20 protein-coding genes are annotated in these 22,761 nt (G+C 68.0%); 2 read left to right on the top strand and 18 right to left on the bottom strand.

Going from position 1 to position 22,761, the window contains the following annotated elements; translation table 11 throughout:
- The first annotated feature begins 189 nt into the window (after positions 1-189).
- Positions 190-651: an Lrp/AsnC family transcriptional regulator gene (locus FOC67_RS11780; RefSeq protein WP_003089245.1), complete on the top strand. Its 462-nt coding sequence runs from the start codon at positions 190-192 to the stop codon at positions 649-651.
- A gap of 71 nt (positions 652-722) precedes the next feature.
- On the top strand, positions 723-1,016 hold the full coding sequence (locus FOC67_RS11775) for a hypothetical protein (protein ID WP_003089244.1): 294 nt from the start codon (positions 723-725) through the stop codon (positions 1,014-1,016).
- On the opposite strand, the gene FOC67_RS11770 is transcribed toward FOC67_RS11775, so the two are convergent.
- From FOC67_RS11770 to FOC67_RS11685, 18 genes are all read right to left on the bottom strand, one after another.
- Positions 1,017-2,018, bottom strand: a complete 1,002-nt coding sequence (locus tag FOC67_RS11770; protein WP_009315774.1) for a DNA topoisomerase IB — start codon at positions 2,016-2,018, stop codon at positions 1,017-1,019.
- Between the two features lie 55 nt (positions 2,019-2,073).
- A complete protein-coding gene (locus FOC67_RS11765) occupies positions 2,074-3,807 on the bottom strand; it encodes an FAD-dependent oxidoreductase (protein WP_009315773.1) in 1,734 nt (577 codons plus the stop codon).
- Positions 3,808-3,993: 186 nt separating this feature from the next.
- Positions 3,994-5,061, bottom strand: a complete 1,068-nt coding sequence (locus FOC67_RS11760; protein WP_003089238.1) for an acyltransferase family protein — start codon at positions 5,059-5,061, stop codon at positions 3,994-3,996.
- A gap of 82 nt (positions 5,062-5,143) precedes the next feature.
- On the bottom strand, positions 5,144-6,553 hold the full coding sequence (locus FOC67_RS11755) for a lipid II flippase MurJ (protein ID WP_003131842.1): 1,410 nt from the start codon (positions 6,551-6,553) through the stop codon (positions 5,144-5,146).
- Between the two features lies 1 nt (position 6,554).
- The gene (locus FOC67_RS11750; RefSeq protein ID WP_009315770.1) at positions 6,555-7,991 is read right to left on the bottom strand and encodes a biofilm formation protein PslJ; all 1,437 of its coding nucleotides are present in this window, start codon (positions 7,989-7,991) and stop codon (positions 6,555-6,557) included.
- A gap of 2 nt (positions 7,992-7,993) precedes the next feature.
- A complete protein-coding gene (locus FOC67_RS11745; protein WP_003089232.1) occupies positions 7,994-9,097 on the bottom strand; it encodes a glycosyltransferase family 1 protein in 1,104 nt (367 codons plus the stop codon).
- Positions 9,088-10,296 carry a glycosyltransferase family 4 protein gene (locus tag FOC67_RS11740; protein ID WP_058176302.1) on the bottom strand — a complete coding sequence of 403 codons (1,209 nt, stop codon included), beginning with the start codon at positions 10,294-10,296 and terminating at the stop codon, positions 9,088-9,090. The genes FOC67_RS11745 and FOC67_RS11740 overlap by 10 nt, the downstream gene beginning before the upstream one ends.
- 8 nt (positions 10,297-10,304) lie before the next feature.
- Complete coding sequence (locus FOC67_RS11735; RefSeq protein WP_003089230.1) at positions 10,305-11,633, bottom strand: cellulase family glycosylhydrolase; 1,329 nt, start codon at positions 11,631-11,633, stop codon at positions 10,305-10,307.
- Positions 11,623-12,810 (bottom strand): glycosyltransferase family 4 protein, encoded by a 1,188-nt coding sequence (locus tag FOC67_RS11730; RefSeq protein WP_009315767.1) that lies wholly within the window; start codon positions 12,808-12,810, stop codon positions 11,623-11,625. The genes FOC67_RS11735 and FOC67_RS11730 overlap by 11 nt, the downstream gene beginning before the upstream one ends.
- Entirely contained in the window at positions 12,810-14,798 is a 1,989-nt protein-coding gene (locus tag FOC67_RS11725) for an exopolysaccharide transport family protein (protein WP_003089228.1), read from the bottom strand. Before FOC67_RS11725 ends, FOC67_RS11730 begins: the two co-directional genes overlap by 1 nt.
- A gap of 14 nt (positions 14,799-14,812) precedes the next feature.
- On the bottom strand, positions 14,813-15,583 hold the full coding sequence (locus tag FOC67_RS11720; RefSeq protein ID WP_003089227.1) for a polysaccharide biosynthesis/export family protein: 771 nt from the start codon (positions 15,581-15,583) through the stop codon (positions 14,813-14,815).
- A gap of 29 nt (positions 15,584-15,612) precedes the next feature.
- A complete protein-coding gene (locus tag FOC67_RS11715; RefSeq protein WP_003089226.1) occupies positions 15,613-16,524 on the bottom strand; it encodes a glycosyltransferase family 2 protein in 912 nt (303 codons plus the stop codon).
- A complete protein-coding gene (locus FOC67_RS11710) occupies positions 16,524-17,990 on the bottom strand; it encodes a mannose-1-phosphate guanylyltransferase/mannose-6-phosphate isomerase (RefSeq protein ID WP_003117248.1) in 1,467 nt (488 codons plus the stop codon). The genes FOC67_RS11715 and FOC67_RS11710 overlap by 1 nt, the downstream gene beginning before the upstream one ends.
- Positions 17,990-19,426, bottom strand: coding sequence for an undecaprenyl-phosphate glucose phosphotransferase (locus FOC67_RS11705; RefSeq protein WP_003111160.1), 1,437 nt, complete (start codon positions 19,424-19,426; stop codon positions 17,990-17,992). Before FOC67_RS11705 ends, FOC67_RS11710 begins: the two co-directional genes overlap by 1 nt.
- Before the next feature lie 527 nt (positions 19,427-19,953).
- Entirely contained in the window at positions 19,954-20,550 is a 597-nt protein-coding gene (locus FOC67_RS11700) for a hypothetical protein (RefSeq protein ID WP_003089218.1), read from the bottom strand.
- A 118-nt stretch (positions 20,551-20,668) separates the two neighbouring features.
- A complete protein-coding gene (locus tag FOC67_RS11695) occupies positions 20,669-21,388 on the bottom strand; it encodes an MOSC domain-containing protein (RefSeq protein WP_009315763.1) in 720 nt (239 codons plus the stop codon).
- Between the two features lie 215 nt (positions 21,389-21,603).
- Positions 21,604-22,344 (bottom strand): SDR family NAD(P)-dependent oxidoreductase, encoded by a 741-nt coding sequence (locus tag FOC67_RS11690; RefSeq protein WP_009315762.1) that lies wholly within the window; start codon positions 22,342-22,344, stop codon positions 21,604-21,606.
- Between the two features lie 49 nt (positions 22,345-22,393).
- On the bottom strand, positions 22,394-22,756 hold the full coding sequence (locus FOC67_RS11685) for a hypothetical protein (protein WP_009315761.1): 363 nt from the start codon (positions 22,754-22,756) through the stop codon (positions 22,394-22,396).
- Positions 22,757-22,761: the final 5 nt, after the last annotated feature.

Here is a 22,761-nt window from a genome sequence, read left to right as displayed (position 1 = left end):
AGGCATGCCGGGGTACGGCAGGCGCGGTCGTACTGGGTGACGTCACTCATGGTGAGGCCCTCGGGTTTTGTTTTTGTAATTTCAGTATAGGCTTCGGGTGCTAGTTTTTTGCTCCAAATTGACTAAGGTATTCCGACAGTATTGGGTTGTTTGAACTACAAGAATCGCTAACAAGAGAAACAACGCACCATGGCTGAACTCGACCGCATCGACCTGAAAATCCTCCGCGCCCTGGCCGACGACGGCCGCCTGAGCTGGCGCGATCTCGCCCAGAAGGTCGGCCTGTCGCTGACGCCGACGCTGCGCCGGGTACGCCGCCTGGAAGAGGAACACTACATCCAGGGCTACTTCGCCCGGCTCGACGAGGAGCGCCTGTCCGGGGCGATGAGCGTGTTCGTCTCGGTGTCCCTGGAAAAGCAGACCGGCGACTACCTCGCTCGCTTCGAGGAACGCATCGTCGATGCGCCGCAGGTCATGAGCTGTTTCCAGATGACCGGCGATGCCGACTACATGCTGCGGGTGGTGGTCAAGGATCTCGCCGCCTACCAAGCGTTCCTCACCAATACCCTGACCTGCATTCCCGGCGTGGCTGGCATCAAGTCGGCCTTCGCACTGAAGTCGGTGATGCTGCGCTCGGCCCCGCCGCTCTAAGCATAGACCCTGTTTATCTGCGTAACGTTACGCTATTCTGATTGCGTAACGTTACGCAGATGGAGGCGTTCATGAAAGCCAGCAAACCCGGCCCCAAGCCGAGCGGCAAGGCCAAGTCGGCCGCCCAGCGGATGCGCGAGTACCGCGCGCGCAAGGCCGAGGAGGCCCTCGGCGCCGAGCATTCCGACAAGGAGCGCGAGCGGCAGATCCGCCGCGAGGCGCGCGCCGAACTCGAACGCATGAAGCTGGAGCAGCAGCGCCGCGAACACACCCTGCGCAAGGAACTGGAAGCCTGCCAGACCGAGATTGGCCGCCTACTCGGCCTGCTGCGCCGGCACGGCATCGATCCGCACCCGGGCAACTGATCAGCCGGGCGTGTCGAGGAAGGCCAGCAGGGTCGCTTCCTCGGCGCTCAGCCAGCGGCGCTTGCGGGCGCGCCTGAGCTGGCCCAGTTGCCCGGCCTGGTAGGCCTCGATGATCGCCGGGTGGATGTAGCATTGCCGGCAGATCGCCACGCTGTTGCCCAATTCGGCGGCGACCTCCGCGACCACCGCGCCAAGCCCGTCGGCTTTGGCACGCCGCAGGCGCTCCAGCGCCAGCGCGCTGCCGGCCCAGGTACGGTAGTCCTTGGCGCTGAAATCCTCGCCGGTGTGCCGGCGCAGGTACTCGTTGATGTCGTGGGAGCCTATGCGGTGCGGTTGGCCGTCCTCGTCCAGGTACTGCAACAGGTCCTGGCCGGGCAGTTCCAGGCAGCGCCGCAGCACCCGCGCCAGGCGCGGATGCTCCAGGCTGACGTCGTGCTCGATGCCGCTCTTGCCCTTGAAGCGGAACCGGATGCGACTGCCGTTCACGTCGACGTGCCGGGTACGCAGGGTGGTCAGGCCGTAGGAGCGGTTGTCGCGGGCGTAGCGGTGGTTGCCGACGCGGATCAGGGTGGCGTCGAGCAGCGCCACCGCCAGGGCCACCACCTTGTCGCGACCGAGGCCGGGCAGGCGCAACTGGGCGTCGATGTGTCGGCGCAGCCGCGGCAGCGCCTGGCCGAAGCGCAGCAGGCGCTCGTACTTGTCGGCATCGCGTACCTCGCGCCAGCGCGGGTGGTAGCGGTACTGCTTGCGCCCACGGGCGTCGCGGCCGGTGGCCTGGAGATGGCCGTTGGGGTCGGGACAGATCCAGACCTCGCGATAGGCCGGCGGAATGGCCAGCTTGTCCAGCCGGCGGATTTCCTCGGCGTCGCCGATGCGCTGGCCGTTGGCGTCGAAATAGACGAAGCGCTTGCCCTGCCGGCGTCGACGGATGCCCGGCTGGCGGTCGTCGACGTAGCAGAGGCCGGCGGGCAGGGCGGGGATCTCCGGTGGCGCTGCGCTCATGCTTGGGTTCCGAAGGAAAGCTTGCCTGTTTAGGCCGCTGCGCCCGTTGGAACGTTCAACCGCGCTGCGCTTGCTCCTGCTCGTAGCCGATGGCGCCGGCGATATGGCGTCCGGCGATGTAGCCGAAGGTCAGCGCCGGTCCCAGGTTGATGCCGCCGGAGGGATAGTGGCCGGCGAACAGACTCGCCATGTCCGCTCCCGCCGCGTACAGGCCGGGGATCGGCTGGCCGCCGCCGTCCAGCACGCGGGCCTGGGCGTCGGTCTTCAGCCCGGCGAAGGTACCGAAGCAGCCGGGCTCGACCTGCACCGCGTAGTACGGTCCGCGTTCGATGGGGGCGACGCAGGGATTCGGCCCCGGATACGCCGGGTCGCCCTGCTTGCGGTTGAATGCCGTGCCGCCGCGGCCGAACTCTGGGTCGCGGCCCTCGCGGGCGTGGCGGTTGTATTCGGCGACGGTGGCGGCCAGGCCGGACGGGTCGATGCCGCAGCTCCTTGCCAACTGATCCAGGCTGGTCCCGCGCTTGAGATAGCCGCTGCGCAGGTGCGCGGCGATCGGCAGCGGCGCCGGACGCACGTAGCCGAGGCCGTAGCGACGCAGGAAGCGCCGGTCGCAGACCAGCCAGGAGCGTGCCGGCTGCCCGGGCGGGGTGGCTTCGAGCAGGGCGGCGACATAGTCGTGGTAACCGTGCGCCTCATTGACGAAGCGCCTGCCGTTGGCCAGCACGCCGATCACCCCGGGCTTGCCGCGCTCGATGATGTGCGGGAAGTGCCCGGTCTCGCCATCGCCGTGGGGAACTCGCGAGACCGGCGCCCAGGCGATCGGCGAGCGCAGGTCGTCGGCCACCCGGCCGCCGGCGCTTTCCCCCAGGCGCAAGCCGTCGCCGTTGCAGCCCGGCGGCGGCAGCGGCAGCAGGGTGTCCAGGGTGGGGGCCAGCTCGGCGCGGCGCTGCGGATCATGGGGAAAGCCGCCGCAGGCCAGGACCACGGCGCCTGCCTCGATGCGCAGGAGTCCCTCGGCGCTCTCGACCAGCGCGCCGACCACCTTGCCGTCACGCAGCAGCAGTTCGCGGGCTGGCGCCGATTCGATCAGGCGCACACCCAGGGCTTCGGCGGACTTGGCCAGGCGCGCTACCAGAGCCACGCCATTGACCAGGTGCATGGCGCGACCGTAGCGCAGCAGGTGCCAGAGGTGGCTGGAAAAGCGCCGGGCGACATGCAGGAAGGCCGGCAGCGAGCGGGTCAGGTCGAGGAAGGCGGCGAGGTCGGCGCCGGCCATGATCGGCATGCCCATGAACGAGGTCTCCCGCAGGGTCTTGCGCAGGCGCGGCAGCAGCGGGCCCAGTTGCCGTGCGTCATAGGGCGCGGCGACCAGCTGGTGGCCGCCCTCGGCGGCGCCCGGCGTGTCGCCATGCATGTCCGGGATGCCGTTGCCGTCGACGAACCGCAGGTGGGTGTGACGCTCGAAGAAGGCCACCATGTGCGGGCAGGCTTCGAGGAAGGCGTCGATCCGCGCGGCGTCGTAACGCTCGCCCAGTTCGTGGCGCAGGTAGGTACGCGGTTGCTCGATGTCCTCCTCGATACCGGCGCGACGCGCCAGCGGGTTGCGCGGCAACCAGGCCCAGCCGCCGGACCAGGCGCTGGCGCCGCCGAACACCGGGTCCTTCTCCACCAGGACTACCCGGCGCCCGTGCCAGGTCGCGGTCACCGCCGCCGCCAGCCCGGCGGCGCCGGAGCCGACGACCAGCACGTCACAGGTTAGCGGGGTGGTCTCGACGGCCGCAGAGGTCATGGCTTCTCCCTTTTTCAAGATTTCGGAACGATGTTCCATATTCTAGGAAGGCAATGCCCGCCTACCAACCCGCTCAGCGAAAGGAGCGGGCGATCATCGGCCAGGTCGAAGCGAGGTCGGCCGCCCGGTAGGGAAAAGGGAGACGGGAGGGGAAAGGCCCGGCGCAGGCGCACCGGGCCGAGGGCGTCAGCGCGCTTCGCCGCCGCCCTGGACCGCGGCGGCCTTCTTGCGCACCGGGAAGGGGAAGTAGAGGGCGCGCAGCAGCGCGACGCGCTTGATCACTTCGCCGATCAGCAGCGAGACGATCACCGAGATCACCAGGGCGACGCTGGCAGCGGCCGGTTCCGACAGGCCCAGGTGGACCAGCAGGTTGAAGGTCTTGTGCTGGATCTCGCCGTGGAAGATCAGCAGGATCAGGGTCGACTGGCCGATGTAGGTCATCGCCTTGCCCAGCCAGTCGATCTTCATCATCAGCCCAGACAGCGCCCAGCACAGGTAGACGCCGCTCACCGCCTGGACGGTGGCCCAGAACCAGTGGTCGTAGCGGCGCTGCGCCATGTCCACCACCGTCGGGTAGTAGAGGAAGCTGGCGGTGGTCACGGCAAGGGCGATGCACAGGGTCAGCAACGAACTCTGGTGGCGACGCAGGACGTCGCGCAGGACATAGCCGAACATGAAGTGGGCGCTGCTGATCAGGGTGATGTCCAGGCTGAACGGCAGGCCCGGCAGCAGGTACTGTTCGCCGCCGAACTCCACCGGGATCTGCCAGAACGTCTTGAGGAACAGGATGCCCAGGCCCAGTTGCACGGCCAGCAGCACGCAACTGGCGGCGAGGGACAGGCCGAGACGCTGGATGACGCGCAGCATGAACCAGGCGAACAGGGTCGCTACCCAGAAGTGCGGCAGGTACCAGAGCGCCTGCCAGGGCAGGGTGTCGACCGAGGCGTACAGCACTCCGCCGATGTCCGGCAGCAGCGGCTGGCCGCGCAGCAGGTCGCGGAGGATGACGTAGCCGAGCATGGTCACGAAGAACGGCTTGAGCAGGGCGTCGGCCTTGCGCAGGGCCATCTCGCCGAAGGGTTGCTCGGTCCTGAAGAACACCCCGGAAATGAAGAAGAACAGTGGCAGGATGAACGGAGAGAGCAACGGATAGAGCACGGTCGGCGAACTGGCGACGAACCAGCTGTGCCCGAAGACGATGATCAGGATGCCCACGCCGCGGGTCACATCCATCTGAATCCAGCGTTTTTTCACTTTGCAACTCCCGCTTGACGCGCTAACTCACAGTGGTTGTTCGAAGGCCCCCAGGGCCAGGCTCCCTACCCGGAGCCATGGGTCAATCGGTGCGCCAGGGCCGCAGCCAGAGCGCCATGCCGAGCAGCGCCAGGCAGCCGGCGACGGTGCCCAGGCCCAATTGCAGCCAGATGCCGTCGATGCGGAACAGCAGGCCGGCGGCCAGTGCCATGGCCAGGGCGCTCAGTAGCCACAGCCGGGCCCAGGGCAGGGCGCCGAGCAGGGCCTGGCGACGCATCAGCAGCAGCGCGGTGCAGAGCACCCCGCCAAGGGCCGCGAGGGGAATCCCCGGCAGTCCGAAAATCAACGGCAGGACCGCCAGCAGCGCGGCGTTCAGCGCGCTGCCGAGCAGCTCGCAGCGCAGCGGCAGGCGAGTATCGCCGGCGGCGTAGGCGTAACGCGCCAGCAAGGCATTCCAGGCGCCGAACACCAGTGGCACGGCGAACCAGGCCAGCAGCGCCGGCAACGGCGAGCCGGCGGTCTGCTGCGGCAGCAACAGGGCCACCAGGCCGGGTGCGGCAGCGACCAGCCCGACCCCGGCCGGCAGGGTCAGCAGGCTGGCGGTCTCCAGGCCGCGGCGAAGCAGGGCCAGACGCTCGCCACCCTGGCGTCGGCTCATCATGCCGAGCAACACCTGGTTGAGGCTCATCAGGGCGATCAGCGGCAGGTTCATCAGCTTGCGCGCCAGGTTGACCCAGGTCACCGCGCCTTCGCCGAGCAGCGACGCCACCAGCCGCTCGACCAGCGCCAGGCCCTGGCTGGCGGCGTTGCTCAGCAACAGCGGACCGATGCGCCCGCCAAGCTCGCCCAGTTCGACGCCGGAAAGGCGCCAGTGCCAGGGCCGCCAGCCCTCGATCCATAGCGAAGGCAGCAGCACCAGCGGCATCAGCAGGCTGCCGAGCAGGCAGGCCAGGGCCAGTTGTTCGGGCTGGCTGGCCTGGCCGTGCAAGGCCAGGTAGAGCACCGGCGGCAGGTTGAACAGCAGCGAGCCGAGCCCGGCCAGGACGAAACGCTCGGCGGCCTGCAGGGGGATGCTGAACAGCGCATGGAGCATCAGCCCCGGCACGCACCAGGCGAGGATCCGCAAGTTGGCCGCGGCCTGGGCGCTGGCCGTCTCGGCCAGGCCCGGGCCGAGCAAGCGCACCAGCCAGGGCGCCGCCGCCAGCAGCAGGAGGCTGAGCGCCACGGCGATACCGAGCAGCGCCGGGAGGATCGCCGCCAGCCAGTCGAGGCGACGTTCGCCCTGGCGTTCGAGGAACAGTGGCAGGGCCGCAGCGCTGAGCACGCCGCCGGCCAGCGACATGCGCAGGGCCTCGGGCAGGAACAGGGCGATGAGGAAGGCGTCGCTGCGCTCGCCGGCGCCCCAGGAGGCCACCAGCAGCCATTCGCGGGCGAAGCCCAGGCACAGGCCGAGCAGGGTAGCCAGGGTCAGCCAGAAGGCGGAGCCGAGCATCTCAGGCCTCGGCCCCGCGCTCGAGCTGTCGCTTGAGCTTGCGATAACCCACCGCCCGCGGTTGCGGCTGGCGTTCCGGGAACAGCCGGCGGGCTTCCAGCAGGTTGATCCCGACCAGCAGCCAGAACAGGCCGATCATCACCACGGCGAAGCTGAAGTAGTGGTCGAACAGGCCGCTGACCAGCGCCGCCAGGATGCCGCCTGTGCTGCCCAGCCAGATCGCGTTGTCGCGGGTCAGGCGGATCGGGCCTTTCTCCGGACGGGCTTCGCGCCACCAGCGCCAGGTCACCGCGATGAACAGCAGCATGCCGCCGAGGCCGACCTTGTACATGAAGTTCAGCCACAGGTTGGAGATGCCCAGGAGGTCGGTGCCCGGCACCGGCGGGTCGACCTTGAAGCCGATTCCCAGCGGATAGCGGGCGACGGCCTTGGGGAACATCCGGTATTCGTCGAAGCGCACCTCGGTACTGGCGTTCTGCGGCGAGAAGATGGTCGCCAGGCGTTCCTGCAACGGCGGGTAGCTGAGCACCAGGACCACCACCAGGCCGACCCCGAGCAACAGCAGGCGGCCGGTGTAGGGCACCTTGCGCAGGGACATCCAGAACAGCACCACCGCCAGGCTGAGCATCGCCCCGCGGGAACTGGCGAGGAGGATCGCGGCGGCGCCGAGGACCGCCACGGCGAGGCCCAGGCCGCGCCGCCAGCCCTGGTTGGCGACCCCGTAGCAGAACGCCAGGGGCAGCAGCAGGGCCATGATCCCGCCGGTGGCGTTGGGGTGCATCCATGGCGAGCCCATTCGCGAGGAAAGCGCCTCCAGGCCGAACTTGAGGGTGTCCAGGTTGGCGTAGTTGAACATCGCCAGGATCGGCGCCATCCCCGACGCCGAGCGGTAGCGGATGAACACCGCGATGGACATCAGCAGCATCGCCAGGGTGCCCAGCAGCAGGGCGATGACCAGTGTCTCGCGGTTCTTGCGCTCCACCAGCAGGCGTCCGGCGAGGAACACGATGGACAGGTTGAGCAACCAGCGCAGCCAGTTCGACAGGCCGCTGGCCTCGGCCTTGATGCTGACCTGGCCGACCACGAATGGCAGCACGGTGAACAGCATCAGCCACAGCAGCATGCGCTCGGTGGAGCGGTAGCGCAGCGCCGGCGCCGGCGGCAGGCGCGAGAGGAAGATGTGCCAGATCACCGCGCCCCAGGTCAGGGCGAGAATCGCTTCGCTGACCGTCGAACGGATCCCCACGTTGACCGTGGAGTAGGGCATGAAGGTCGCCACCAGGGCGAACAGCAGCAGTCCCCAGAACGGGAAGCGCAGGATGGTGACCGCGGCCGCCAGGCCGACCATGGCGGCGCCGGCCTTGGCCGGGCTGAGCATCAGCAGCGCTCCGCCGAAGGCCAGGCCGAAGACGACAGCGACGAGGTTTCCCAACGACATTCTCAACTCAGTTCCTCGATCAGTGCGGCCAGCCGTTGCCGGTAGGCTTCGCGGTTGAAGCGCGCGGCCCAGGCGATGAGTTCTTCCGCCGAGGCTTCGCGCGGCGCATCGGCCAGGCGCAGCATCAGGCGTTCCAGGGCGGCGCCGTCGCTGGGCGAGAAGCGCGGCGCCGACGGCGGGGTGACTTCGTCCAGCGAGGTGCCGCTGGCCACCGCCACCGGCGTGCCGACGCTCAGCGCCTCGACCACCGGCAGGCCGAAGCCTTCCGCGTAGGACGGTTGCCAGAGCCGCTCGGCCTGGCGGTACAGCGCGTGCAGTTCGGCGTCGTCGAGCCCGCCGAGCGCGTGCAGGCCGGGCAAGCCGCGTTGTTCCTCGGGCAGGTGGTCGAGGCTGCCGACCAGCACCAGCGGCGGCACGCCGGGCGCCTGGGCGCGCGCCCGGGCCCAGGCACTGACGAACCAGGGCACGTTCTTGCGCAGTTCGCGGGTACCCACCAGCAGCCAGTAGCGTGGCGGCAGGCCGCGTGCCGAGAGGTCGGCGGGTTCGCCGGCGAAGCCGTCGACCTGGTTGGGCAGCACCCGGACTTTCCCGGCGACCCCGGGAAACAGCCGCACAGCCTCGTCGGCGCTGTACTGCGAAGGGGTCCAGACACGGTCGGCGACACGCAGCGCATAGGCAATCGACAGGTAGTCGCTGACCCGATAGACCAGTGCCTTGAGGCGGTTGGCGTGGTAGTTCTTCAGGGTGATCTGGAACAGGTCGTGGATCAGCAGCGCATAGCGCACGCCCGGCGGACGCGGCGGTAGCGGCAGGCCCATGTTGAAGGTGCTGATGTACAGGTCGATGTCCTGCTCGCGCAAGGCGCGTGGGAGGAACCCGGCTTCGAAGCGCAGGCGCTGGTGCGGCTGGTGCATCGCGGTGCGCGGGCAGCCCCACGGCGGGCAGACCGCCCGCTGGCGCAGCGGGTCGTCGAGAGGGGCCACGGTGAAGCGGGTCACCTGCGTGCCGGGCAGGCTTTCCAGGGCCTGCTCCATGGCATAGACCTGGCGGCTGATGCCCGAGTGCGGCGAGCTGCCGACGGTGCGGTAGTCGAGTCCTATGCGCATGCCGGCGCTCCTTCGGCGAGGCCGGCGTAGACCTGTTCCAGTTGGCTGGCGGCGACGCTCCAGTCGTGCGCGCGGCGCGCGTAGGCGCGGCCGTTCTCGCCCAGCACGCGGGCCCGCGCGGGGTCCTGCAACAGGCGCACCACGGCGTTGGCGAGCTGCTCGGCGGTTTCGCCGCCCAGGTAGTCCTCGCCGTCCCGCAGTTCCAGGCCGGAAACGCCCTGCGCGGTACTCGCCAGCGGCAGCCCGGCGGCCAGGGCCTCGAGCACCTTCAGCTTCGAACCGCCGCCATGGCGCAGCGCGGCGAGGAACACCGAACTGCTCGATTGCAGTTGCAGCAGGTCGGGAACGAAGCCTTGCCATTCGATGCGCGGATCGCTCCAGCGTTGCGCCCACTCCGCCGGCAGCGCATAGCCGCAGACGCTCATGCGCGCCTCGGGGCAGTGTGCCCAGACCCGCGGCAGGATTTCGTCGAGCATCCATTCCACGGCATCGACGTTCGGTGCGTATTCGTAGTTGCCGAGGAACAGCACGCGCTGCGCTTCGGGCGTCGGCCGGGCGGCGGCGAAGTGCTCGCAGTCGACCCCGTTGACCACCACCGGTACCGGGCGCCCGAGCATCGCGCCGAGCTGCCGCGCATCTTTCTCGGTCACGGCGACGACCGCTGCCGCCTGGCTCATCACCCGGCGTTCCCAGCGGCGGTAACGCCACTGGTCGTAGCGCACGAAGGGCAGCGCCCAACCCGGCAGGCGGTCGTAGGTGGCGGCACCGAGGGACGACTCGACGTTGTGCTCGGTGAGCACGAACGGCTGGCCGGCGTCGCGCAGCGGTCGCTCGTAGGGCTGGAAGCTATAGCTGTGCTCGACCTGGACCACGTCCCAGGGCTCGCGCAGCAACTCCGTGGCGGTGCGTTGCAGCTCCGCCGACAGGCCGTTGACGCTGGCCAGCAGCGGGTAGGGCGCGAACAGCGCGGCGAGCAGCGTGGAGAGGCTGCGCAGCGGTCGGCGCGGCAGCACGACCAGGCGTTCGAGGAAGGGCTCCAGGGCCTGGCGGTCCTCGGCGCTCACCGGCTGCTTGCTGTGCAGCAGCACGGTGATCCGGTGGCCGCGTGCCGCGAGGCTGCGCAGCAGGTGGTACTGGCGGGTCTTGCCGCCGCTGGTGGTGGGCCAGGGCGAGTAGGGCAGGATCCAGAGAATACGCATGGGTGGCTTCACTCCCAGACCAGCATCTGCAGGCTGGACTTCACCGGGACTTCCAGGCCGTCGCTGCCGCTCAAGGGCGTGACCTTGCCGCTGAGCGGATCGTGCAGGGTGGCCTCCTTGAGCTTCGGCAGGCGCACGTTGCCGCCGCGGGCCGACCAGAACAGCCAGACGTTGCGACCGTCCTCGCGGGTCCAGCCGATGCTGAAGGAACCGTCGGGCAGGTCCTCGGTGACCGGCGGGTCGGCCGGGCGCAGCTTCGGCCCGGTGACCTTGAGGAAGCGTTGCAGGGCCAGGTAGACCGGCTTGGGGTTGGCGTCCAGGTCGAGCAGGCCGTAGTCGCGGTCGCGCACGCTGGCGCGCTGGTCGAGATCGCTGAGGGTGAAGAGGAAGATCCGGTCGTAGTCCAGCGCACTCATCAGCGCCAGGCGACGCAGCACGTAGTCGGCCTGGCCTTCGACGCCGATGATGTCCTGCAACTCCTTCGGCCCCTTGTAGGCCGACCAGCCCCACTCGGTGCTCCAGATCGCCGGCACGCCGGCGTTGCGCAGGGCGCGGTTGATCTGGTTGGCGTGGGAGACGAAGTCCAGGTTCCACGGGTAGTTGCCTTCCGGCAACTGGGTATAGGGGTGGTAGGTGGCGATGGTGCCGAGGCTCTCCACGCCCAGGTGGCCGAGGGCATCGAACATGGTGCGGCCGTCGGGCATCTCGCTGAAGAAGGCCATGCCGGCGGAAACCACCGGCTTCTCCGGGTCGACCATGCGCAGGGCGATGGTGCTGGCCTGGAGCAGCTTGGCGTAGCCTTCCGGATCGGCCTTGGGCCGCCAGAAGCCGATCAGGTTGGGCTCGTTCCATACCTGCCAGGCGGCCACGCTCGGGTAGCGCTGCGAGAGCATCGCCATGCGCCGGGCGAAGACTTCCGGGTCGCGCGGCGGATACTGGTCCTGGAAGGGCGAATAGAACGGCGCGGTGGTGATGAAGCGGGCCGATCCGACCAGGTAGAACACCGACTTCAGCTGGCGCGCCTCGAGATCCTTGACCAACTGGTCGAGGGAGGCCAGCTGGTACTGGTCTTCGGCGGTTTCCAGGCGGTCCCAGTGCAGGTCCAGGCGCACCCACTCCAGCCCCAGGTCCTGCAGGCGGTCGATCTGCTTGTTGTAGCGCTCCGGGCTGAACCAGAGGAACTGCGCGTTGACCCCGAGGAAGTCTTTCCAGACCACCGCGCGAGGCGCCTTCAGTACCTGGATCTCGGCGTCCGCGGGACGCCCCCAGAACACCAGCAGCAGTACCACGGCGAGCAGCAGCGCGCTGCCGCCCAGATAGAGTCCCTTACGTGCCATGAACGGTTCCCACCATGTCGTTGAACAGTGCCTGGAAGCGCAGCGCGGTGCGCGGCCAGGTCCGCGCATGGCCGATCGCTCCGGCGCGCTCGGCCCAGGCCTGTGCCAGGCGGGGTTCGCGAGCGAGGTTCAACAACTGTTCGGAGAGGGCTGCCACGTCTCCCTGAGGGTAGATGGCGCCGTTGCCGCTGGCGACTTCCTCGGCGAAGGCGCGAGCGTCCGAGGTGATCGCGCCGCGCCCGCAGGCTGCCGCCCAGGACAGGGCGCCGCTGGTGCCGCGCTGCTGGCCGAGCAGACCGAGTTTCTTCGACTCGCGGTACGGCAGGACCATCACGTGGTGGGCCTGGATGGTACGTGGGATGTCCGCGGCGGCCAGGTTCAGGTTCCAGTCGATGGCATCGGCCAGGCCAAGCTCGGCGATCTGTGCCTTCAACTGGTCGAGGTAGTTGCCGCCGGCGCCGAAGGCCATTTCCGCGGCGGTGCCGCCGGCCAGGGTCAGGCGCACGCGCTGGCGCATCTCCGGCGCGCTGGCGAACAGGTCGGCGAGGGCCTCGAGCAGGTCCTCGATGCCTTTGCCGCGATAGATGAATCCGAAGTACAGCAGGCGCAGGGTGTCCAGCGACGGCAGCGGCACCGTGGCGATCTCCAGGTTGCCGTGGTTGATCACCTCGACCCGCCCGGGCGGCAGGCGCATCCGCCGGGCCAGGCACTCGCCGCCCAGGCCGGTGAGGGTCACCAGGCGCGTCACGCCCTGGGCCACGGCACGCTCTTCGCGCAGGGTCAGCGGGTCGGCGAGCACCACGGCGGCCTGGGGCAGGGGAGAGGGCAGGCGTTCCAGCAGGTTCAGCGGCCAGGGCAGGCGCTCGCGGCGCCAGACCATGCGCTCCGGATCGTGCACGGTGGCGCTCAGCGGCAGGCGCGGGAAGCGCTTGCGCAGCTCGCGCAGGGCGATGAACTCACCCAGGCGGCCGCCGCCGAGTTCGGCATGGACCAGGTCGAAGGCGTTCCAGTCGACGCTGTCCAGCCGGCTGGCGATATTCGCGCTGTCGGCCGCCACGCCGGCGAGCGGCGTGGCTACTTCGATGCCGAGACCCTGCAGGGCGTTGCGGAAATGACTGGCGTAGTCGGCGATGCCATTCTTTTCCGGCGGCAGGGGCGCGAGGAGGGCGATCCGCATCAGAACGCGCTCCGGTAGCGGGCGATGGTCTGCAGGACCTTGCTCGGCACCTCGAAGCGGCGCCGGTTGATGATGATCCCGTCGACCTTGCCGAACGCCGTGGTGAGGATGGTCAGCGCATGCTCGACCACCGGCACGGTGCTCTTCTGCGCCTCCACCACCAGGGCGATCAGGTCGGCGCGGCGCAGGGCGATGAAGGCCTCGCGGCTGTCCAGCAGGGCCGGCGCGTCGAGCAATACCACTTCGCCCGGCTGGGCCGGTTCGCCGCCGACCCGCACGCGCACGCCGTTTTCCTCCAGCAGGCGGCGCAGTTGCTCGATGATGAAGGTCACGCCTTCACCGTGGCGCGCCGAGGTCAGGCCCAGGGTCAGGCCCTTTTCCTCGATGCGCGCGTAGGGCAGCAGCCCGTACAGCCGGTAGATGCTGGCGGTGAAGGCGTTGCTGCTCTCCGCGGTGCTGTTGCTCAGCTCCGGCAGGGTGGTCCACAGCGGCAGGCCGAATTTCTCCTCGACCAGGCCGCCGTCGTGGATGCGCTGGTCGAGCAGGTAGCAGAGATAGACCACCAGCAGGCCGACGGCGAGACCGAAGGGCACGGCGAGGAACAGCATCAGCAGGGTTTTCGGGAAGATCCGCCCGGGGTTGTAGGTGGCTTCCTCGATCACCGAGATGTTGCTGATCTGGCTCTTGTCCAGTTCACGGTCGATCCGCGATTTCTCCAGGCTGTCGACGTACAGCGCGTAGTTGCGCTCGGTGGCGTTCAGCTCGCGCTGCAGGCGCGCCAGGGTCGGCTCGATGTCCAGCGCTTCGCGCCGTTGCGCCTCGAGTTCGGCGAGCTGCTTTTCCTGCTCCGCGAGCTGGGTGCGCAGGGCCGCGTTGTTGCTGGTCTCGTCCAGCAGGACCCGTTCCAGGTGAGTGGTCAGGGTGTTCGGCGCGCGGTCCTCGGAACTCTGCACGGTGGCGCCTTCGTCCTGGACTTCTTTCTCCAGGGCACGGATCGAGGCGTCCAGGGCCTTCACCGGCGGCGCGTCGTCGGTGTAGGTGCGCATCATGTCGGCGCGTTCCAAGCGCTTCTGGTTGAGCAGCCGGCGCAGGTCCTGCTGCGCCGGGTTCAGCGCGATCTGCCGCACCGTGACGATCTCCCTGGGCAGCCCCTTGAGTTGCTGGCGGGTGGATTCCAGGGCGCTGTCGGAGGAGGCGATCAGGCGGATCGAGTTGAAACGCTCGCCGCGCAGCACGTTGATCCGCTCGGACAGGTCCTGCAGGCGGTCCTCGATGCTGGATGCGCCGATCTCGTTGAGGTGCTTGAGGATCTGCGCCTTGTAGCTCTTGATCTGCGCCGCGCTGTCGGCAGTCTGCGCCTCGTAGAAGGCGTACAGGCTCTTGCGGCCGAGCGCCTGGGTGCGCTCTTCCATGTAGATCTCGATCCAGGCCTTGACCACTTCCTGGGCGACTTCCGGCTCGCTCCAGGTGAAGCTGATCTCCATCACCGTCGAGCCGGCCGCATGGGTGACCTCGAATTTCTTCTCGAGGTCCTTGGCCAGGCGCTCGACCGCGGTGGTTTCCTCGATCACGCCGAAGGTTTCCAGGGTCACGCGAATCCCGTCGAACACCGCGCCGATGGCCTTCTTCACATAGAACTTGGTGCGCTTCCACAGGCCCTCCGGCGGCGGCCGGTTGGCCAGCACCTCGAGGTAGCGCTCGGCCACCTGGCGGACGATCGGTCGGCCGGTGAGCAGGCGTTCTTCGTCGACGATAGGGTCGCGCTGGGTGCTCGGCATCACCAGCGCCTGGCGGTTGCTGATCTCGATCGGCAGGGTCGAGTCACGGCCCGGCTTGACCAGCAGGCGTGCGTTGGACTCGTACTTGGCCGGCAGCAGGAAGGCGCCGAGGACGATGATCACCACCGCGCTGAGGGCCGCCAGCTTGAACTCGCGCTGGTAGATGAACAGCAGGCGCAACAGATCACGCAAGGAACGAATTTCTATCATGGCGATGTCGCTCCTCAGCGATCGTTGTTGACGGTGTAGCTGACGCCGACGCCGATGGACTTGGCGAAGGGCAGCAACTGGTTCAGGTAGACGTCGACGCCCTCGATACGGTCGCCGACCATCGACTTGGGCACGAAGACGATGTCGCCACGCTGCATGGCCAGGGGCTTGCGGCCTTCCGGCCCGATCTTCATCAACTGGCTGAAGTCGAGGAAGTAGGCGTGATAGCGGCCTTCCGAGTCCTCGCGCATGAGCGCCACGCGGCGGGCGTCGCCCACCGGCAGGATGCCGCCGGCGCCGAGGATCGCCTGCTCCATATTGTTGGCGGCGGGGATCGGCACGGCCGACGGGTTGCGCACCGCGCCGCCGACGAACACCGTATTGCCCGGCGCCTGGTTGATGTTCACCGTGACCCGCGGCTCGCGGTAGATCGGCGCGAGCTTGGTGGTCAGCTCGTTGGCGATTTCCTGCGGCGTACGGTGCGCGGCCTGGATGCGACCGATGAACGGATAGTAGATGCTGCCGTCGTTGAGCACGGTGTACAGCGTCAGTTCGTAAATGGTGGCGACGTTGAACGCCGAGAGGGTCGGCATCTCCCCGGCATCGCGGACGATCCGCAGGGTGTCCCCGACGCGCACCCGCTCCATCGCCGGCGGTAGCCTGGCGAGTTCTTCCAGGGCACGCTTGCCGCTGTCCACGGTGTCGCTGTCCGGTGCGGGAATCCGTGCGGGGGTGTTGCATGCGGCCAGGGCGAGCATGGCGAGCATGAGGAGGGTGCGTTTCATGAGGGAGCACTTCCTGTAGGTCATGATGTTCACTTCCAGTAGCCTGGAAACATGCTGATGCGGCGCTTGAGGGCGACCGGCAGGTGGCGTTCCAGCTGGCCAAGGCGGTAGCCGAGCAGCTTGAACGCGCTACGCAGCGCTATTTCAGGTACGCGATACAGGGCACCGGCGGCACGCAAGGCCTGTATCTCGGCGAGGACATAGCGCTTGCCCTCGCCACCCGCGCCGCCGAAGGCGGCACGTATCCAACGCTCGCGGCCGTAGAACACGCCGATGTCGAAATAGCGGCGGAACTCTTCCAGCAAGCGGTAATCGTGGGAATGGTAGACCTCGGCGCTGGCCGCGTAGCGCACCGCGTAGCCGGCCTGCAGCAGGCGCGCGGCGACGTAGGCGTCCTCGCTGCCGATGACGTCTTCGGGGAAGCCGCCGACGGCCGCCAGGGCGTCGCTGCGGTAGGCGGAGAACGAGTCGGAACTGAAGCAGGTCTTGATCCCCAGTTCCGAGGCGTCGGCCAGGCGCTTGCTGCGGCTTTCCGGCGGGTAGTTGAAGCGCCGCGCCTGGGCACCGAGCAGGCCGGCGCCGGGGTGCGGCAACTGGCGGCCGTAGGCCACGCCGATGTCGGCCTCGGCATAGAGTTCGTCGAGCAGGTTGGCGAAACTGTCGGGCGAGGCGGGAATGGCGTCCTGGGTCAGGTAGATCAGCGCGTCGGCCTCGACCTGCTGGCTGGCCCAGCGCCGCGTCCCGCCGTGGTTGAAGCTGGCCGGCTCGATGACCTCGACCCGCGCGCCGAAGGCGCGGAAGCGCTCCACCGTGTCGTCGCTGGAGCGGCTGTCCACCACCAGGATGCTGTCCGGCTGCCGCCGTTGCGCGGCCAGGGCCGGCAGCAGCCGGTCCAGGTGCGCGCCGGCGTTGCGCGTGGGAATGACCAGGGCGCAGCGCATCAGGCTTTCTTCTCGTCGCTGGCGGGGGCGCGACCGTAGATGTCGTTGAAGCGGACGATGTCGTCCTCGCCGAGGTACTCGCCGCTCTGTACCTCGATCATCACCAGGTCGATGATCCCCGGGTTGCTCAGGCGGTGGCTATGCCCGGCGGGGATGAAGGTGGATTCGTTGGTGTTGAGGAGAAACTCGCGCTCGCCGTTCTCCACCAGCGCCATGCCGCTGACCACGATCCAGTGCTCGCTGCGATGGTGGTGCATCTGCAACGACAGCGAAGCCTTGGGGCGCACCACGATGCGCTTGATCTTGAAGCGGCGGCCTTCCTCGAGCACGGTGTAGGTGCCCCAGGGCCGGCTGACCGTGCGGTGCAGGCGGAAGGCGTCGTGGCCGCGACGCTTGAGTTCCTGGGCGACGAACTTGACGTCCTGGCTGCGCGCCGCGTCGGCCACCAGCAGGGCGTCGGGGGTGTCGACGATGATCAGGTCGTGCACGCCGACGGCGCCGACCAGGCGCTTCGGCGAATCGATGTAGCAGTTGCTGACGTCGTGCAGCACGCTTTCGCCGCGTACCTGGTTGCCGTTCTCGTCCGCCGCGCTGAGTTCGCGCAGCGCCTGCCAGGAGCCGATGTCGCTCCAGCCGATGGAGCAGGGCACCACGGCGACCTTGTCCGAGCGCTCCATCAGCGCGTAGTCGACGGAGATGTCCGGCGCCTCGGCGAAGGCCCCGGCGGCCAGCTCGCGCTGGCGGCACTGGCCGTTCTCCAGGCTGCTGCCGTCGGCCAGGGCGGCGCGGGCGGCGATCAGCACCTCCGGCGCGTGGCGCTCCAGTTCCTGCAACACGGTGGCGGCCTGGAAGCAGAACATGCCGGCGTTCCACAGGTACTTGCCGCTGTCCAGGTAGGACTGGGCGGTGGCCTGGTCGGGTTTCTCGACGAAGCGTGCGACCCGGAAGCCGTTGCCCAGCGGGGCGCCCTGTTCGATATAGCCGAAGCCGGTCTCGGCGCGCTCCGGGGTGATGCCGAAGGTCACCAGGTAGCCTTGGGCCGCGAGTCCGCGAGCCTCGGCCACCGCCGCGGCGAAGGCCTGCTCGTCGCGGATCAGGTGGTCGGCGGGAAGGATCAGCAACTGCGCCTGGTCGCCGAAGTGCTCCTGCACATGCAGCGCGGCGGCGGCGATGGCCGGCGCGGTATTGCGTCCCATCGGCTCCAGCAGCAGGTCCTGGGCCAGGCCGCTGCGGTTGACCGCGCGGTAGTCGTCCAGGGTACGGAACAGCAGATCGCGGTTGGTCACCGTGAGCAGGCGGGCGACGTCCGGCAGCCCGGCGATACGCAGGAAGGTCTTCTGCAACAGGCTCTGGTCATCGGCCAGGCGCATGAAGGGTTTCGGCATGCTCTCCCGGGAAACCGGCCACAGGCGGGTCCCGGAACCGCCGGAAACGATGCAGGGGATCAGCGGGGCGACGGCGTTCATCAGTAGACTTCCTTGGTCAGGAGTACGGCTGGCACCGTACGGAACAGGATGTAGAGGTCGAACCACACCGACCACTTGGCGATGTATTCGAGGTCGTATTCCACGCGTTTCTTGATCTTGTGCAGGGTGTCGGTCTCACCGCGGTAGCCGTTGATCTGCGCCCAGCCGGTGATGCCGGGCTTGACCCGGTGGCGCGAGCTGTATTCGCTGACCGCCTCCTCGAAGGGAATGCCGGCGGCCTTGGTCGCGGTGGCGTGGGGGCGCGGGCCGACCATCGACATGCTGCCGGCGAGCACGTTGAACAGCTGCGGCAGCTCATCGATGCTGGTCTTGCGGATGAAGCGGCCGACCCGGGTGATGCGGTCGTCGTCGCGGGTGGTCTGGCGTTCGGCGTTGGCGTCGGTCCTTTCCGTGTACATCGAGCGGAACTTGAAGACCCAGATCAGCCGGTTGTTGTAGCCGTAGCGTTTCTGCCGGAACAGCACCGGCCCCTTGGAGTCGAGCCTGATCGCCAGGGCCACCAGGGCCATCAGCGGGGCGAAGAGGACCAGCGCGATGCTCGCCAGGACCAGGTCCTCGCAGCGCTTGATCAGCGGCGACCAGCCGCGCAGCGGCAGCTCGGACGCGTTGAACATGGGGATCCCGGAAACGTCGACGATGCGGTTGTGGGCATGCCGGAAGGCAGCCATGTCCGGCACCAGCAGGACGTTCACCGGCAATTGCCGCAGGCGGTGGACGATGGCGCCGATGCGCCCCTCGGCGAACCAGGGCAGGGCGACCAGCACCTGGTCGACCTGTTCCTGGCGGATCAGTTTCTCCAGGTCCTTGGTGTTGCCCAGCAGCGGCAGCGAGTTGTAGTTCTCCGGGACCCGCTCGGAGCGGTCGTCGATGAAGCCGATGATGCCGGAGCGGATGTCGTGGTTGCGTACCAGGTATTCGGCCAGGTGCATGCCGCTCTCGGTGAAGCCGAGGATCACCGTGCGTTGCAGGTACATGCCGCGTTTCATCCAGGCCCGGTACAGGCGCAGCACCAGCAGGCGCTGCACGCCGAACAGCAGCAGGCTGCCGGTGAACCAGAAGATCACCAGCTTGCTGCTGAGGTAGGGAAACAGGCCCAGGCCCTGGTACATGAACAACAGCAGGCAGAACGCCGAGGCCCAGGCGAAGAACATGATGCGGAAGCGCAGGCGGTTGCTGAAGATATCGTCGGAGTAGACGTCCAGTGCCTGGAACATGATCACCGTGAGCGCGCCGAAGAACAGCAGCAGCCCGAGCATGTTGCTGCGCAGCTCCACGGGAACCAGGCCGGGGTAGTACAGCAGGAACAGCGCCGGGGCGATGGCGGTGAGCGCGTGTACCAGCTTGGTCGCGACCAGGAAGTACTCGATGAATCCAGCCCGTGTCAGCGACAGGCTATCTACCGACTTCGAATGCATGTTGTTTGCTCTGCCGATCACGGGCAGTCCATTGAGTGGATAGGGAAGAGCAAGGCGGTGAAGCGTCAATTTAGTGACTATTTTTCATTTGCCACGCGGTTTAGTCATTTTCCCGTCGAATAGGTTCATTCGTCGATAGTGGCTTTGTGATAGCTATCTTAGCATTCCCAGGGAAATATCCGTAGTCTGGGTAAGTTTTTTTAGTCAATTTATTGACGTATTTCTGGCGCCAAACTTTTATCCAAACAGTAGACGAGGAAATCTGACGCTGCCAATCCGCGAGCGCTCTGGCCTGGGAAGCGAAACGGGGTGAAAGGTGAGGGCAGGCCGCTCGGCCAGGTGGCCAGCCGCCGGTTCGACGACCCGCCTGTTCACTGGCGCTGCGGGCTGCCTGGGCAGGATGCGCCTGCGGTTCCATGACGCAGGATGGCCGTTCGAGCGTGCCGATCCGGCTTGGGGCCGTCTTGGCGGACGCTACCCTCGTCGAAGGCGGAAGAGGTTCGAGCCCGCGGCGTGCGCGGACCGGGCTACCAGAACCAGCCGCCGCGCGACAGCTCCTGCTGGCAACTGCGGTACTGGGCGCCGAACAGAGAGGCTCGGGACTGGACCTTCTGCGAGACGTTCTTCAGCCATGGCTTGGCGTCGTAGCTGCGGTTGCGGTAGCCGCCCCAGCCCTCGTGGTAGTTCAGGTACTGGCCGTAGGCGTCCCACTTGGAGACGCCGTTGACTCGCTGGCTCTTCTGGATGTACCAGCCCATGAAGTCCAGGGCGTCGGCGAAGTCGTCGCGGCTGGCGCCCCAGCCGCCGGCCTCGCGCTTGTAGTCGGCCCAGGTCTCGTCCTTGGCCTGGGCGTAGCCGTAGGCGGAGCTGACCCGGCCCCAGGGGATGAAACCGAGGAAGTAGTAGCGCGGCGGCAGGGCGTCGTGCTTGAAGGACGATTCCTGGTACATCATCGCCATCGGCACCTGGACCGGCGCGCCCCAGCGCTGCTGCATCTTCAGCGCCGCCTCGTGCCATTTCGGTTTTTCGCGGAAGATCTCGCAGAGGTTATCGGGATTGGCGGGGGGCTTGGTGGCGCAGCCGGCAAGAGCCAGGAGCAGGGCCGGCATCGAGAGCCGCAGCATGAAAGGGGTCCTTTGGCAGACGTCTGGGTCGCTTAACGCTGGCGCTTTATACCCGCTTTCCGGCACTCCATGCATCCCCAGGCCGATTCCCTGCCTGCGGGGGGCGGTCGGCGCTTCCTCAGGTCGGCCTGGGCGTCTCGGCCTGGCCGGGGGCTCCCTCCAGGCGCGGCCCCCAGTCCTCGACATGGCCTTTTTCCAGGCGCCGCTCCAGGGTGCGCCGCCAGGATGGCGTCAGCGGCAGCGCCAGGGACTGGCGCAGCAGCTCGGCGTCGGCCCGCCTGTCGAACAGCACCTCGGACAGGCGCAACAGCGACCAGTCCGGATGGCGCCGTTCGACCAGTTGCAGGATATCGCCAGCCGCCACCACGCCTTCCTCCAGCACCCGGTAGTACCAGCCGGTGCGCCCGGACTCCTGCACCCTCAGGGACATCCCGGCGACCTCGAAGCGGTCGTTGAGTTTCCAGCAGGGCATGCGCCCCTGGGACACCTCCAGCAGCGCGGTGCCGGCCCGCACGCGGTCGCCGAGGCAGACGTCGGCTTCGCTCCAGCCGCTGGTGCTGAAGTTCTCGCCGAAGGCGCCCGCCTGCATCAGCAGGGGGTGTTCGCCCAGTTCGGCGATCCAGGCGGCGTAGTGTTCGCGTGGGTAATGGTGGATCGCTTTCTCGACGCCGCCATGGACGCGCAGGTCGCCCTGTTCGTCGCCCTCCAGGCCGACGGGGGTGACCCTGAGCGCACCGTCGCGCGGAGACTTGGCGATGCCGCTGCGCGAGCCGGGGCGGGTGAAGGGCCGGGCGCGGCCGGTGAGAAGGGCATCCAGGGGTAGGGCAGGCAGGGGCATGGGAGGGTTCTCTAAGATGCGAGATGGTATCGACTAAATACAATATAGAGTCCGCCAAGCCTTCGCCCGCTGTCAAGCCGCCAGACCCTCCGGATGCGTCGATAGCCTCGGCGGGCCGGGGGCATCCAGGCCCCCTAGTTGAGCTGCCGTGGGGTCCCGACAGGAAACCGCAAAGGCGCCGGACGTCGCGATACGACGTCCGGCATCGGCGGCCCTCAGCGCAGCCCGTAGCCCTTGTCGACGATCAACTCCTGCCCGTAGAGCCCGGCGGATTTCGACGACAGCAGGAACTTCACCACGTCGACGATTTCCCCGGGGCTGAGGAAGCTGCCGTCGACCAGGCGCTGGTTGATGCTCCGGGTGACAGACTCCGCCTGGGCATCGCTCAGGCCCAGTGACGCCCATATCGGGGTGGCGGTAGGGCCGGGGGAGACGAGGTTGATCCGCACGCCTTTTTCCGCCCATTCCACCGCCAGCGTCCTGGCCTGGGCGATCAGGGCCGCCTTGGAAGCGATGTAGGCGGCGAGCCCGGGGAAGGTCACTTGGCTGAGGAAGGTACCGATGAAGACTACGCTGGCCGGTTTGCTCGTTTGCCGGCTGAGTACGGAAAAGGTGTTCAGCGCCCCGGCGCCGTTGACCCGCCACTGCTGCTCGAACGCCAGGCTGTCCAGGCCGTCGGCGAGCTGGGCGATGCCGGCGTTGGGCACCAGGTAATCGACGGGGCCGATGGACGCGGCACGCGAAGCCAGGGCGTCCAGGTCCCGTTCGCGGGTGACGTCGCCCGCCAGCCAGTGCAGACGCTTGCCGGAGTGGGCGTGCAGGCTTTCCGGCGGTCGTTCGCGCCTTGCCATCGCCAGGACAGTCGCGCCGTGCCCGAGCAGCGTTTCGGTCAGTTTCAGGCCGATGCCGGAACTCGCGCCGGTGACGACGGCGAACCGGTCGTTGAATTCACTCATGGGAATCCCTCGTGGGGTGATGGAGATACGGGTCTTCGATAGGGATGGATCAACGCGAGAGCGACGGGGCAGGGATGAGGCGGATGCCCTGTACCTGCACCTGGTCGCCGGCGTCGAACTGGGCGTTGGGAGAGCGGAAGCGTTCGGTCGTGCCGTCCTCGTAGCGAACGGTGTAGGCGTTTTCGCTCAGACCGGTTGCCTGCTGGACGGAGGCGCCTCCCAGGGCTCCCAGCGCGCCCCCGGCGATAGCGCCCAGGGGACCGCCGAGGGCCGCGCCGACCATGACGCCAACCACGCCGCCAGCGCCGTAGCCGACCGTTCGGTCCCTATCTGCGGAAATCACTTCGGCGGTGTGGGCGAGGGGAGTCGTGGTTGCCAGGGCCAGTGCGATGAGCGGGAGCATGCGTTTCATGGGAA

The sequence above is a fragment of the Pseudomonas sp. FDAARGOS_761 genome, from assembly GCF_013343155.1.
Classification (GTDB): domain Bacteria; phylum Pseudomonadota; class Gammaproteobacteria; order Pseudomonadales; family Pseudomonadaceae; genus Pseudomonas; species Pseudomonas aeruginosa.
Note: the sequence above shows the minus strand (reverse complement) of the source record. Positions and strands in the feature narration are given on the sequence as shown.